The following is a 12,848-nucleotide window of genomic DNA, read 5'->3' on the forward strand; positions in this document are numbered from 1 at the left end:
GGAGAACTCCAATGAAAAAAACAATCCGTGCCTCCCTGCTCTCTGCCCTGGTCGGCATGGGCGCCCTCAGCGCCCTGTCGGCCGCCGTCGCCGCCGACGTCAACTGGCCGACCCGCCCGGTGCAGGTGGTGGTGATCGCCAACCCCGGTGGCGACACCGACTTCAACGCGCGCATGATGGCCAAGTACTTCAACCAGATCACCGGCAAGAACATGGTGGTCACCAACGTCGCCGGCGGCGGCGGCACCCTGGCCGCCGAGCAGGTCAAAGGCGCCGCTCCGGATGGCAACACCATCCTCTTCACCCACACCGGCCAGTTGATCGTCAACGAGGTGGCCGGCCTGTCCGAGGACAGCTTCGAGGCCTTCGACATTGCCTGCATCGCCGGCGTGGACAAGGGCGCCATCTTCGTCGCCAGCCAGGACGCCGGGATCAAGACCCTGCAGGAGCTGATCGACAAGGCCAAGGCCAACCCCAACAGCGTCAGCTATGGCACCGAAATGGGCAGCTTCTCGCATATCCAGGGGCTGATGTTCGAACAGCTGGCCGGGGTGAAACTGAAGATGGTCGACGCCGGTACCGTCTCGGAGAAGGTCGTCGCCCTGCTGGGCGGTCGTATCGGTCTGGGCGCGATCAGCTACGGTTCGGTGCAGGACTACGTCACCGGCGGCCAGATGTTCGCCCTCGGTCAGCCCAACAGCGAGCGCAACGCACTGCTCGGCGACGTACCGACCTTCAAGGAGCAGGGCGTCGACTTCACCATCGACAAACCCTATGTGGTCGCATTCCCGAAAGGCACCGATCCGGCCATCGTGGCCAAGATGGCCGGCATCATGCAGCAGATCACCGAGATGCCCGAGTACGCCGAGGAGCTGAAGAAGTCCTTCAAGCAGCCGGTGGCCTACCATGGCACCGAAGAAGCCATTGCCGTACTGAGCAAGACCCGCGACGATTTCATGCAGTACAAGGATGTCCTGCGCAACAAGTAAGGTTCTGTGCGCCGGCCGGCTTGACTGCTGGCCGGTGCCCGGCCCCATCCCCTGAGGTTCCCCGATGGCTACCACCAAGAAAAAGGAGCTGCTGATCGGCATCGCCATGCTCGGCGCCGGTCTCGCCTACCTGTTAATGACCATCCAGTTACCGCGTCACGACGGCATCGACGCGGCCTTCGTGCCCAGCCTGCTGTCGGCCATGCTCTGCCTGCTCGGCGTGCTGCAACTGCTGAGCGTGCGCAACCGTACTCAAGCCGTGACGGAGTACCACCCCGATGGCGAAGCCGAGCTGACGGGCGGCAGCGATATCAAGACGGTGGTCAAGACCCTGGCGTTGATCGTCGGCTATATCGCCCTGCTCAACCCTATCGGGTTTCCGATCATGACCGCGATCTACCTGTACCTGCAGTTCATCGTGCTGACCCCGCTCGATCATCGGGTCAACCACCTCGTCTATGCCCTGATCGCCGTAGTCACGTCGGCCATCACCTATCTACTGTTCCGCGAGGCCTTCGATCTGATGCTGCCTTCCGGGCTGCTGCCGTTCTAAGGAGGATCGACCATGCTCGAATTATTGCAGCAAGGCTTCGGTGCCGTCTTCTCGCTCCATATCATGCTACTGATGGTGATCGGCGTCGCCGTCGGCATCGTCTTCGGCGCGGTGCCCGGCCTGTCGGCGACCATGGCGGTGGCCCTGTGCCTGCCGCTGACCTTTACCATGGGCCCGCAAGCCGGCCTGTCGCTGCTGGTGGCGCTGTTTATCGGGGCCACCTCGGGCGGACTGATCTCGGCCATCCTGCTGAAGATCCCCGGCACGCCCTCCTCCATCGCCACGGTCTTCGACGGCGGCCCGCTGATGGAGCAGGGCCATGGGGTCAAGGCCCTCGGCGTCGGTATCGTGTTTTCCTTTCTCGGCACCATTTTCAGCATCGTGGCCCTGATGTTTATCGCCCCGCAGCTGGCCAAGGTCGCCCTGCGTTTCGGCCCCCATGAGTACTTCGCCATCGCGGTGTTCTCCCTGACCCTGATCGCCACCCTGTCTGCCGGTTCCATGGTCAAGGGCCTGTTCGCCGGCGCCCTGGGCTTTGCCGTATCCACCGTGGGCATCGCCCCGGTGGAGGCGATCCGCCGCTTCACCTTCGACGTCGCCGAGCTCAACGGCGGCTTCGCCATGCTCACCGTGATGATCGGCATGTTCGCCGTCGCCGAGATCATCAAGGTGGCCGAGAGCGGCCGCCACGCCCACCAAGGCAAGGCCAAGTCGGTGAGCATGAAGAACATCAAGGGCTTCGGTTTCTCGCTCAGGGAGTTCCGCGAGCAGCTGCCCAACGCCGGGCGTTCCGGCCTGATCGGTCTGGGTATCGGCATCCTCCCGGGCATCGGCGCAGGTACCTCCAACCTGGTCGCCTACATCATCTCGAAGAAGCGCGCGAAGAATCCGGAGACCTACGGCAAGGGCAATATCGGCGGCATCGTCGCCAGCGAGACGGCCAACAACGCCGGCATCGGCGGCGCCATGCTGCCGCTGATGACCCTGGGCATTCCCGGCGACACCGTCACCGCGATCCTGCTCGGCGGCTTCCTGATCCACGGCATCCAGCCCGGCCCGCTGCTGTTCATCAGCCAGGGACCGCTGGTGTACACCATCTTCGCTGCGCTGATCGTGGCCACCGTGCTGATGCTGTTTATGGAGTTCTACGGCCTGCGCATGTTCATCAAGCTGCTCGACGTGCCCAAGCACATCCTCCTGCCTATCATCCTGGTGCTCTGCGTGGTCGGTGCCTTCGGCCTGTCCAGCCGCCTGTTCGACGTCTGGTCGATCCTGATGTTCGGCCTGCTCGGTTACGTCTTCGTCAAAGCGGGCATGCCGGCAGCGCCCTTTATCATCGGCTTCATCCTCGGACCCATGGCGGAAACCAACCTGCGCCGCGGCCTGATGCTGTCGGACGGCAACTTCATCGCCTTCCTCGGCAACCCCATCGCCGCCACCTTCCTCGGCCTGGCCCTGGCCTTCGTGCTGTGGCAGGTGTACAGCGCCCTGCGGCCGAAGAGGAGCGCGATCAACGAAATCCTGCGTACCTGACCGCTCGCCCCTCCTCCCCCTCTCCCTCCGGAAGAGGGCTGGGGTGAGGGTCTCCCTCCTGCCCCTCCCCGCAAAACCCTACGCCATGCCGTCATGCCGCCGGACAGACCACAGCGGTGGACCAGCCTTCGGCATGTCCACCCTACAACCTGGCTAACGCCTGGCTCGTAGGGTCGCCGTGGGCACCAGCCATTGGCACCAGCCATTGGCACCGGCGTTGATGCGCACAGCGGTTCGCCGCTCCGCCATTCCTACAGATCGATGGACAGGCTGCTGGACATGCTTTTTGTAGGAGCGGATTTATCCGCGAATACCATGGTTGAGGCTGCGAGTGCTCGCCGCCTGGCCGCTCATCCCCGGGTGCGCCGCGCGCACCAGCCATCGGCCGCCAGAACGGGTGCGCACGACCTAGACGGCCCCGCGTCACCCTACCAATTCCTGCGGCGTGGCTTGCTTCCTCCCTAAGGGTTGCGACCTGCTAGGCGCGCTGGCCGACCTCGGCCTGCTGCACCGTCCAGCCGGCCACCCGCTCGCTCAGGCTGAGGCCCAGGCCGGGGCGATTCGGTACCAGCATGCGCCCGTCGCGAATCTCCAGGCGCTCCTCGAACAGCGGTTCAAGCCATTCGAAATGCTCGACCCAGGGCTCGCGCGTGTGGGTGGCCGCCAGATGCACATGCAGCTCCATGGCGAAGTGCGGCGCCAGGGTCATGCCGGCCTGCTCAGCCAACGTCTGGATACGCAGATAAGGCGTGATGCCGCCGACCCGCGGCGCATCCGGCATGAGGAAATCGGCGGCACCCTGGCGAATGAATTCCCAGTGCTCGGCGACGCTGGTAAGCATCTCGCCGGTGGCGATCGGCGTGTCGAACTGGCGCACCAGCTCGGCGTGGCCCTCGGCGTCGTGACAGTCCAGCGGCTCCTCGATCCAGATCAGGTCGAAGGGTTCCAGGCGCCGGCACATGCGCCGCGCGGTGGGCCGATCCCACTGCTGGTTGGCATCGACCATCAGCGGAAAGGCATCGCCCAGATGCTTACGCACCGAACTGACCCGATGCAGATCCAGCGCCCAGTCCGGCTGGCCGACCTTGAGTTTGATGCCGCCGATGCCCTTCTCGCGGGAGCTTTCGGTGTTCTTCAGCAACTGATCGAGCGGCGTGTGCAAGAAGCCGCCGGAGGTGTTGTAGCAACGCACCGAATCGCGCTGGGCGCCGAGCAGGCGTGCCAGCGACAGGCCGGCGCGGCGCGCCTTGAGGTCCCACAGGGCGACGTCGAAGGCGCCGATGGCCTGGGTCGCCAGGCCGCTGCGCCCCACCGAGGCGCCGGCCCAGCACAGTTTGTCCCACAGCTTGGCGATATCGCTGGGGTTCTCGCCGATCAGGTTGGGCGCCACCTCCAGGGCATGGGCGAACTGCCCGGCGCCGCCGGCGCGCTTGGAATAGCTGAACCCCAGGCCCTGGTGGCCGTCGCGGGTTTCGATCTCGGCGATCAGGATGGCGATCTCGGTCATCGGCTTCTGCCGGCCGGTGAGCACCTTGGCATCGCTGATCGGATTGGCCAGCGGCAATGCCACCGAGCGCAGGCGCAGCCAGGCGATGCGGTCGTCGTCGGCGCAGGTGATAGCAGGTTGGTCGTTCATGGAACCTCCTCGGGATAGACAGCCGACGGCCCACAAGGCCCAGCCCTGATCACGCAACCAGGCTCGGCCAAAGGCCGCCGGAAAAGGGACAGCCCGAGTCAGGCTACGATGATTGCGCAATCATTCAAGGGCGATCACAGCAAATCTTCGGGAGGGGTTGAGCAGGATGTTTTCGAGTGGTGATGGGGAGGGAGCGGCCAATAGACCCGACAATCACCCACTCCCCCGCTCGATCACTTCAAACCCAACATCTAACCGCAACGGCTCACGCGCCAGCGCCGGTTCGGCGATACGCGCCAGCAGTGCTTCGGCGATGGCGCGGCCGATGCGTGGACCGTCGATCCTTACGGTAGAGAGCGGCGGATGGGTATGTGCCGCGCAGGACAGGTCGCCGAAGCCGATCACCGCCAGGTCCTGCGGAACCCGTAGGCCGCGACTGGCGGCCTCGGCCAGCACGCCCTGGGCGAGGGTGTCGGAGCTGCACACCACCACCTCGCCGGCGCGGCCCGCCTGCAAGAGTCGGCCGAGACCTTCGCGCCCTACTGCCAGGGTCGCCGGAGCTGGCAGGATCTGCGCTGCCAGTGGCTCGACACCCTGCTGTGCCAGGGTCTGGGCCAGGCTACGGTAACGCCGTAGCCCACGCGGGTCGTCGAGGCTGAGCACCGACACACGTCGATAGCCCTTACCCAGTAGGTAGTTCGCCAGCGCCTGGCCAACCGCCTCATGGGAGAAGCCCACCAGCATGTCCAGCGGGCGCTCGCACAGGTCCCAGGCCTCCACCAGCGGGATGCCGACGCGCGCCAGGCGCTGGCGGCTGGCCCGGGTGTGTTCGGTGCCGGTCAGCACGATGCCATCCGGCCGCCGTCCCAGCACCGCCTCGAGCAACGCCTCTTCCTGCTGCGGGTCGTAGCCGGTCAGGCCCAGCAGGGTCTGGTAACCGGCGGCGGCCAGGCGGTCGGTGAGCGCCTGCACGGTATCGGCGAAGATCGAGTTGGCGATGGTCGGCAGGAAGATCGCCACCAGGCGGCTGCGGCTGGAGGCCAGGGCACCGGCGGCGAGGTTGGGCACGTAACCGGTGGCGCGTACCGCCTCCTGCACCCGCTTGCGCGTGGCGGCGCTGACCACCTCGGGGCGGCCCAGGGCGCGGGATACGGTGATGGGGGAAACGCCGGCCACCTTGGCCACGTCGATCAGGGTCGGCGCGGCAGCGGCGCGCAAGTCGGGAGATTTTCTGCTCATGCCATGCCCCTCGAAAGTCCACACACCTTAGCCAGCGTCTCCGCTCGAATCATGCGAGATACGTTGTCATACAACTTTAGTCGATAGTGGCGGAACGCACATTTGCCGGACAACCGACCTGAGCCTGGCGAGAGCCGCTCAGGCGCTTGCCAAGCCGCCCTGAAAATGGCGTTATAGAGGCCTTACGCCAGAATAAAACCACACACTAGCAGGGGTTTAGCACCTGACAAATCCCGCCAGCGAACAGGCGAATAATCATAACTGCCCCCTCGTGCGCGTTGACATCCACCCACTGGCCTGATGATAATCGACGCAAGTCATACGACAACAGATGACATACCCAATAACAACAAAGCAGAGCCCTGCCATGACCCCAACAGCCAACGCCCCAGCTCCCTTCAATCGCCTGCTGCTCACCGGTGCCGCTGGCGGTCTGGGTAAGGTACTGCGGGAACGCCTGCGGCCTTACGCCGCCATCCTGCGGGTCTCCGATATCGCCGAGATGGCTCCCGCCGCTGGCACCTATGAAGAAGTCCGGGTCTGCGACCTGGCCGACAAGGCCGCGGTGCATCAGCTGGTCGAGGGCGTGGACGCGATCCTGCACTTCGGCGGGGTGTCGGTCGAGCGCTCGTTCGAGGAAATCCTCGGGGCCAATATCTGCGGCGTGTTCCACATCTATGAAGCGGCGCGCCGGCATGGCGTCAAGCGAGTGATCTTTGCCAGCTCTAACCATGTGATCGGCTTTTACAAGCAGAACGAATTCATCGACGCCAACGCGCCGCGCCGCCCGGACAGCTACTACGGCCTGTCCAAGTCCTACGGCGAAGACATGGCCAGCTTCTACTTCGACCGCTACGGCATCGAGACCGTGAGCATCCGCATCGGCTCCTCCTTCCCCGAGCCGCACAACCGCCGAATGCTCAGCACCTGGTTGAGCTACAGCGACCTGACCCAGCTGCTCGAACGCGCCCTGTACACCCCCAACGTCGGCCACACCGTGGTCTACGGCATGTCCGATAACCACAACGTCTGGTGGGACAACCACCTGGCCACGCACCTGGGCTACCAGCCCAAGGACAGCTCGGAGCAGTTCCGCGGCCAGGTCGAAGCCCAACCCATGCCCGCCGCCGATGATCCGGCGATGGTCTACCAGGGCGGTGCCTTCGTCGCCGCCGGCCCATTCGGCGACGCCTGAAACGCCCCTGCGCTGCAGAACCACCAAGGGAAACCAGCTGCCATGCACGCCGAACTGATTGTCGACGCCCGCAATGCCACCGGCGAAAGCCCGGTGTGGAGCACCGAGGAGCAGGCCCTGTACTGGGTCGATATCCCGGCCGGCCAGCTGCACCGCTGGAGCCCCGCGGACAATCGCACCCAGCATTGGACTGCCCCGCAAATGCTCGCCTGCATTGCTCGCTGCCGCGACGGCGGCTGGATCGCGGGCATGCAAAGCGGCCTGTTTCACCTGCAGCCCGGCGCGGACGGCAGCCTGCTCAGCCGCCCACTCAGCGCCGTGACGCATGCCCGCCCGGCTATGCGCTTTAACGATGGCCGCTGCGACCGCCAGGGCCGTTTCTGGGCCGGCAGCATGCTGCTCGATATGGCCGCGGGCATCGCGGCCGGTGCCATGTACCGCTACAACGGCGGGCAAAGCGAGCCGCTCGCCGCGCAAATCAGCGACCTTATCGTGCCCAACGGCCTGGCCTTCAGCCCGGACGGCCGGACGATGTACCTGTCCGACTCGCACCCTTCGGTGCAGGCCATCTGGGCCTTCGATTACGACATCGACAGCGGCACGCCGCATAACCGCCGGCTGTTCGTCGACATGCGCCAGCACCCCGGTCGCCCCGATGGCGCGGCGGTGGACAGCGAAGGCGGCTACTGGATCTGCGCCAACGACGCCGGGCTGATCCACCGCTTCAGCCCCGACGGCCGTCTGGATCGCTCCCTCGCCGTACCGGTGCAGAAGCCGAGCATGTGCGCCTTCGGCGGGCGCGATCTGGACACCCTGTTCGTCACCTCGATCCGCCCGGCCGGCGACCTCGGCGACCAGCCATTGGCCGGTGGCGTGTTCGCCCTGCAACCCGGCGTCAAGGGCCTGGAGGAAACCTTCTTCAACGACTGAGAGGCGCCTGGCGATTGGTCGCGCGCTCGGTTTTCGCAACGCTGCACATCCAACAACAACAAGACTGGAGCTTCACCATGAACTTCAAACGCAAGTTGCTTATCGCCGCCCTGCCCCTGGCCTTCTGCCTGTCCGGCCTGGCCCAGGCCGGGATGACCCTGAAGATCGCCGAGATCCACCCCGCCGGCTACCCGACCGTGGTCGCCCAGGAAAACATGGGCAAGAAAATCGAGGCCGCCAGCAATGGCGAACTCAAGTTCACCATGTTTGCCGGTGGCGTGCTCGGCTCCGAGAAGGAAGTGGTCGAGCAGGTGCAGATCGGGGCGGTGCAGATGACCCGCGTCAGCCTCGGCACGGTCGGCCCGGTGGTGCCGGACGTCAACGTGTTCAACATGCCGTTTATCTTCCGCGACACCGCGCACATGCGCGCGATCATCGACGGCGAGATCGGCCAGGAGATCCTCGACAAGATCACCGACTCGGAATTCAACATGGTCGGCCTGGCCTGGATGGATGGCGGCGTGCGCAACCTTTACACCAAGAAGCCGGTGCGCAAGATCGAAGACCTCAAGGGCATGAAGATCCGCGTGATGGGCAACCCGCTGTTTATCGACACCCTCAACGCCATGGGGGCCAACGGCATCGCCATGGGTACCGGCGAAATCTTCAGCGCCCTGCAGACCGGCGTGGTCGATGGTGCGGAAAACAACCCGCCGACCATGCTCGAGCACAACCACTATAAGTCCGCCAAGTACTACAGCCTGACCGGCCACCTGATCCTGCCGGAACCGCTGATGATGTCCAAGACCACTTGGAACAAGCTCACCCCGGAGCAACAGCAACTGGTGAAGAAGTACGCCAAGGAAGCGCAACTGGAAGAGCGCCAGCTGTGGGATGAGAAATCCGCCAGCAGCGAAGCCAAGCTCAAGGAAGCCGGTGTGGAATTCATCGAGATCGACAAGAAGCCGTTCTATGACGCCACCGCCCCGGTACGTGAAAAGTACGGCGCGCCCTATGCCGCCCTGATCAAGCGTATCGAAGCGGTCCAGTAATCCGGTCTCTCTGAAGAACGTCGCGGCGACGGACGCTGGTCCGTCGCCGCGGACGTGGTGAAGTCTCATGAAAAACACGCTGCTGCGCGTCAACGACGCGATCTACCTGACCTGCATCTGGGTCGCCGGCCTGGCCATCACGGTCATGGCCCTGATCATCCCCTGGGGCATCTTCGCTCGCTACGTGCTGGGCAGCGGGGCCGGCTGGCCGGAGCCCGTTTCCATCATGCTGATGGTGCTGTTCACCTTCGTTGGGGCCGCGGCCAGCTATCGCGCCGGCGCGCACATGGCGGTGACCACCTTCACCGACCGCCTGCCGCACCACTGGCAGCCTGCCATCAGCGTGCTGGTCCAGCTGCTCATGGCGGTCATCTGCCTGTTCATGACCATCTGGGGCATCAAGCTGTGCATCGCCACCTGGAATCAGTTCATGAGCACCTTGCCGACCCTGCGTGTGGGCGTCACCTACGCGCCCATTCCGATCGGCGGTTTCCTCAGCCTGATCTTTATCCTCGAACGCCTGCTTTTCGGCGACCAGAGCCATCGACGGGCAGTGAACTTCGAGCTGCTCGAAGACAGCAAGGAGGCCGTGTAAATGGACGCACTACTACTGCTCGGCAGCTTTATCCTGCTGATCCTGATGCGCGTACCGGTGGCCTATTCCCTGGGCCTCTCGGCGCTGATCGGGGCCTGGTACATCGACATCCCCTTCCACGCCGTGATGATCCAGATCGCCGGCGGGGTGAACAAGTTTTCCCTGCTGGCCATTCCGTTCTTCGTCCTGGCCGGCGCGATCATGGCCGAAGGCGGCATGTCCCGCCGCCTGGTGGCCTTTGCCGGGGTGCTGGTGGGCTTCGTGCGCGGCGGCCTGTCGCTGGTCAATATCATGGCCTCGACCTTCTTCGGCGCGATTTCCGGTTCCTCCCTGGCCGATACCGCCTCGGTCGGTTCGGTGCTGATCCCGGAAATGGAAAGGAGGGGCTACCCGCGCGAATTCTCCACCGCGGTCACCGTCAGCGGCTCGGTGCAGGCGCTGCTGACCCCGCCCAGCCATAACTCGGTACTCTACTCGCTGGCGGCGGGCGGCACGGTGTCGATCGCCTCGCTGTTTATTGCCGGCATCATGCCCGGGCTGTTGATGAGCGCCTGCCTGATGAGCCTGTGCCTGATCTTCGCCAGAAAGCGCAACTACCCCAAGGGCGAAGTGATTCCACTGCGCCAGGCGCTGAAGATCTGCGCCGACGCGATCTGGGGCCTGATGACCATGGTGATCATCCTCGGCGGCATCCTCTCGGGCATCTTCACCGCCACCGAGTCGGCGGCCATCGCGGTGCTCTGGGCCTTCTTCGTCACCATGTTCATCTACCGCGACTACCAGTGGAGCGAACTGCCCAAGCTGCTGCACCGCACCGTGCGCACCCTGTCGATCGTGATGATCCTGATCGCCTTCGCCGCCAGCTTCGGCTACATCATGACGCTGATGCAGATCCCCTCGAAGATCACCACGCTGTTCCTGACCCTGTCGGATAACCGCTACGTGATCCTGATGTGCATTAACTTCATGCTGCTGGGCCTGGGCACCCTGATGGACATGGCCCCGCTGATCCTGATCATGACGCCGATCCTGCTGCCGGTGATCACCTCCATCGGCGTCGACCCGGTACACTTCGGCATGATCATGCTGGTCAACCTGGGCATCGGCCTGATCACCCCGCCGGTGGGGGCGGTGCTGTTCGTCGGCGCGGCCATCGGCAAGGTCAGCATCGAAAGCACCATCAAGGCGCTGCTGCCCTTCTATGCCGCGCTGTTCCTGGTGCTGATCGCCGTGACCTATATCCCGGCTATCTCGTTGTGGCTGCCGAGTGTAGTGCTCTAGGCCGTATCAATGCGTCACGATCACCTGGAGCCGCCGACCTGGCGGCTCCTTGCTTTATAAGGACATAACCTCCGCCATGCCTGCCGCCACACCCTTCCCCCGGCATATCGCCGCACTGATCCTGGCCACCCTGGCCTGCTCCTTCGCTGGCAACCATATTTCCGCGCGGATCGCCTTCGACCATGACACCGGCCTGCTGCTGGCGATGCTCTGCCGTTCCGGGGTGACCCTGCTGGCGCTCGCCGCCCTGGTGCTGTGGCGCGGCGAATCGCTGAGGATGCGCCGCCAAACCTGGGGCTGGCAGTTGATGCTGGGCCTGCTGATCGCGGTGCAGAGTTTCTGCATCTACTCGGCGGTGGCGCGGATTCCGGTGGCCCTGGCGCTGCTGGTGGTCAACCTGGCGCCCATTCTGCTGGCGCTGTTGACCTGGGCCCTGGGCGGACCGCGGCCGACCCGCCGCGCGGCCTGGCTGATGGGGCTGATCCTGCTGGGGCTGGTGTTCGTGCTCGACCTGCCGCAGCAGCTGTCCGGACCGGCCGCAATCGACCGGCGCTGGATCGAAGGGGTGCTGTTCGGTCTGACCGGAGCGGCGGCATTTGCCTGCGCCCTGTGGATCACCGGAAACCGGCTCAGCGGCATGCCGGGCGCGGTGCGCAGCATGCTGACCATGCTGGTGGTGTTCGCCGCATCGGCCCTGGCCGGGGCCGGTGGCCTGCTACCGGGCGGGATGAACCTGCCCAACGCCACTGCCGGCTGGATCGCCCTGGGCTGCCTGGTGCTGCTGTATGGCGTGGCGTTTTCCGCGCTGTTTATCCTGGTCACCCGCCTGGATATCGCGCGCAATGCCCCGGTGATGAATATCGAACCGGTGGCCGGCCTGCTGTTCGGCTGGCTGATTCTCGATCAACTGCTCAATGGCCTGCAGATGTTCGGCGGCCTGCTGGTGGTCAGCGGTATCGTCCTCCTGGCTTATAAGCGCCAGGCCTAGCAGGGCCCACTTGAACTATCGGCCGCCATCAACCCTGCAGCGCCTGCGCCTCTGCCGCCTCATGGGCCTGACGCAGGCGTTCGCGGCTGTTGGTCAGGTGCAGGCGCATGGCCGCGCGGGCCGCATCGGAATCCTGGCGGGCGATGGCTTCGAAGATCTGTTCGTGCTCGCGGCTCAGGCGCGCCATGTAATGTTCCTGATCGTCCTGGGCAATGCGCGCCGAATTCAGGCGGGTGCGCGGGATGATGCTGGTGCCCAGGTGGCTCATGATGTCGGTGAAGTAGCGATTGCCGGTGGCCTCGGCGATCAGCAGATGGAACTGGAAGTCGGAAGCCACCGCATCGCCGGAGTGGGTGACGTTCTGGCTCAAGGCATCCAGGGCCTCGCGCATGGCCGTCAGCTGCTCGGCACTGCGCCGTTGCGCGGCCAGCCCCGCCGACTCGACCTCGAGACTGATGCGCAACTCGAGAATCGCCAACACATCACGCAGGGTGACGATGGTCGCCGGGTCGATGCGAAAACCACTGGGGCTCGGCGTGTCCAGCACGAAGGTGCCGATGCCGTGGCGGGTTTCCACCAGGCCAGCCGCCTGCAAGCGCGACAGCGCCTCGCGCACCACGGTACGGCTGACGCCCTGCTCTTCCATGATCGCCGACTCGGTCGGCAACTTGTCGCCGCGCTTGATCACACCGTCGCGAATCCGCTGGGACAGCTCGGTCACCAGTTCCTGGGCCAGGCTGCGATGCTTTCTGCGTACGCGCGGTGGGCTGTTCTGAGTGTCCATATCGGAGATCTTTCTCGGCTGACGGCTAGGCTGCCATCATATCCCAGCAGTTGTACGATGACACCCCCGGTCA

The 12,848-nt window shown here is 64.9% G+C and carries 12 protein-coding genes; 9 read left to right on the plus strand and 3 right to left on the minus strand.

The features are described 5' to 3' along the window. The first annotated feature begins 11 nt into the window (after nucleotides 1-11). The 3 genes from R3355_RS02105 to R3355_RS02115 all read left to right on the plus strand — a co-directional run bounded on the left by R3355_RS02105 (nucleotide 12) and on the right by R3355_RS02115 (nucleotide 3,075). Complete coding sequence (locus R3355_RS02105) at nucleotides 12-989, plus strand: tripartite tricarboxylate transporter substrate binding protein (RefSeq protein WP_318959854.1); 978 nt, start codon at nucleotides 12-14, stop codon at nucleotides 987-989. 64 nt (nucleotides 990-1,053) lie between these two features. Continuing rightward, nucleotides 1,054-1,542 carry a tripartite tricarboxylate transporter TctB family protein gene (locus R3355_RS02110; RefSeq protein WP_318959855.1) on the plus strand — a complete coding sequence of 163 codons (489 nt, stop codon included), beginning with the start codon at nucleotides 1,054-1,056 and terminating at the stop codon, nucleotides 1,540-1,542. 12 nt (nucleotides 1,543-1,554) lie between these two features. Then, nucleotides 1,555-3,075 carry a tripartite tricarboxylate transporter permease gene (locus R3355_RS02115; RefSeq protein WP_318959856.1) on the plus strand — a complete coding sequence of 507 codons (1,521 nt, stop codon included), beginning with the start codon at nucleotides 1,555-1,557 and terminating at the stop codon, nucleotides 3,073-3,075. Nucleotides 3,076-3,553: 478 nt separating this feature from the next. On the opposite strand, the gene R3355_RS02120 is transcribed toward R3355_RS02115, so the two are convergent. Both R3355_RS02120 and R3355_RS02125 read right to left on the minus strand, forming a co-directional pair. Beyond that, entirely contained in the window at nucleotides 3,554-4,711 is a 1,158-nt protein-coding gene (locus R3355_RS02120; protein ID WP_318959857.1) for an L-talarate/galactarate dehydratase, read from the minus strand. A gap of 213 nt (nucleotides 4,712-4,924) precedes the next feature. Continuing rightward, nucleotides 4,925-5,950, minus strand: a complete 1,026-nt coding sequence (locus R3355_RS02125) for a LacI family DNA-binding transcriptional regulator (protein WP_318959858.1) — start codon at nucleotides 5,948-5,950, stop codon at nucleotides 4,925-4,927. A 367-nt stretch (nucleotides 5,951-6,317) separates the two neighbouring features. Between R3355_RS02125 and R3355_RS02130 the strand changes: the two genes are divergently transcribed. From R3355_RS02130 to R3355_RS02155, 6 genes are all read left to right on the plus strand, one after another. Next, entirely contained in the window at nucleotides 6,318-7,145 is an 828-nt protein-coding gene (locus R3355_RS02130) for an NAD(P)-dependent oxidoreductase (RefSeq protein WP_318959859.1), read from the plus strand. A gap of 42 nt (nucleotides 7,146-7,187) precedes the next feature. Further along, the gene (locus tag R3355_RS02135) at nucleotides 7,188-8,075 is read left to right on the plus strand and encodes an SMP-30/gluconolactonase/LRE family protein (protein ID WP_318959860.1); all 888 of its coding nucleotides are present in this window, start codon (nucleotides 7,188-7,190) and stop codon (nucleotides 8,073-8,075) included. A gap of 77 nt (nucleotides 8,076-8,152) precedes the next feature. Then, on the plus strand, nucleotides 8,153-9,127 hold the full coding sequence (locus tag R3355_RS02140; RefSeq protein ID WP_318959861.1) for a TRAP transporter substrate-binding protein: 975 nt from the start codon (nucleotides 8,153-8,155) through the stop codon (nucleotides 9,125-9,127). A 67-nt stretch (nucleotides 9,128-9,194) separates the two neighbouring features. Beyond that, the gene (locus tag R3355_RS02145) at nucleotides 9,195-9,722 is read left to right on the plus strand and encodes a TRAP transporter small permease (RefSeq protein ID WP_318959862.1); all 528 of its coding nucleotides are present in this window, start codon (nucleotides 9,195-9,197) and stop codon (nucleotides 9,720-9,722) included. Next, nucleotides 9,723-11,003 carry a TRAP transporter large permease gene (locus R3355_RS02150; RefSeq protein ID WP_318959863.1) on the plus strand — a complete coding sequence of 427 codons (1,281 nt, stop codon included), beginning with the start codon at nucleotides 9,723-9,725 and terminating at the stop codon, nucleotides 11,001-11,003. 76 nt (nucleotides 11,004-11,079) lie between these two features. Continuing rightward, nucleotides 11,080-11,991, plus strand: a complete 912-nt coding sequence (locus R3355_RS02155; RefSeq protein ID WP_318959864.1) for a DMT family transporter — start codon at nucleotides 11,080-11,082, stop codon at nucleotides 11,989-11,991. Nucleotides 11,992-12,019: 28 nt separating this feature from the next. On the opposite strand, the gene R3355_RS02160 is transcribed toward R3355_RS02155, so the two are convergent. Beyond that, nucleotides 12,020-12,775 (minus strand): FadR/GntR family transcriptional regulator, encoded by a 756-nt coding sequence (locus tag R3355_RS02160; protein ID WP_318959865.1) that lies wholly within the window; start codon nucleotides 12,773-12,775, stop codon nucleotides 12,020-12,022. Nucleotides 12,776-12,848: the final 73 nt, after the last annotated feature.

Origin of the sequence: Pseudomonas sp., from assembly GCF_033723075.1 — a bacterium.
In the GTDB taxonomy this organism is placed as follows: Bacteria; Pseudomonadota; Gammaproteobacteria; order Pseudomonadales; family Pseudomonadaceae; genus Aquipseudomonas.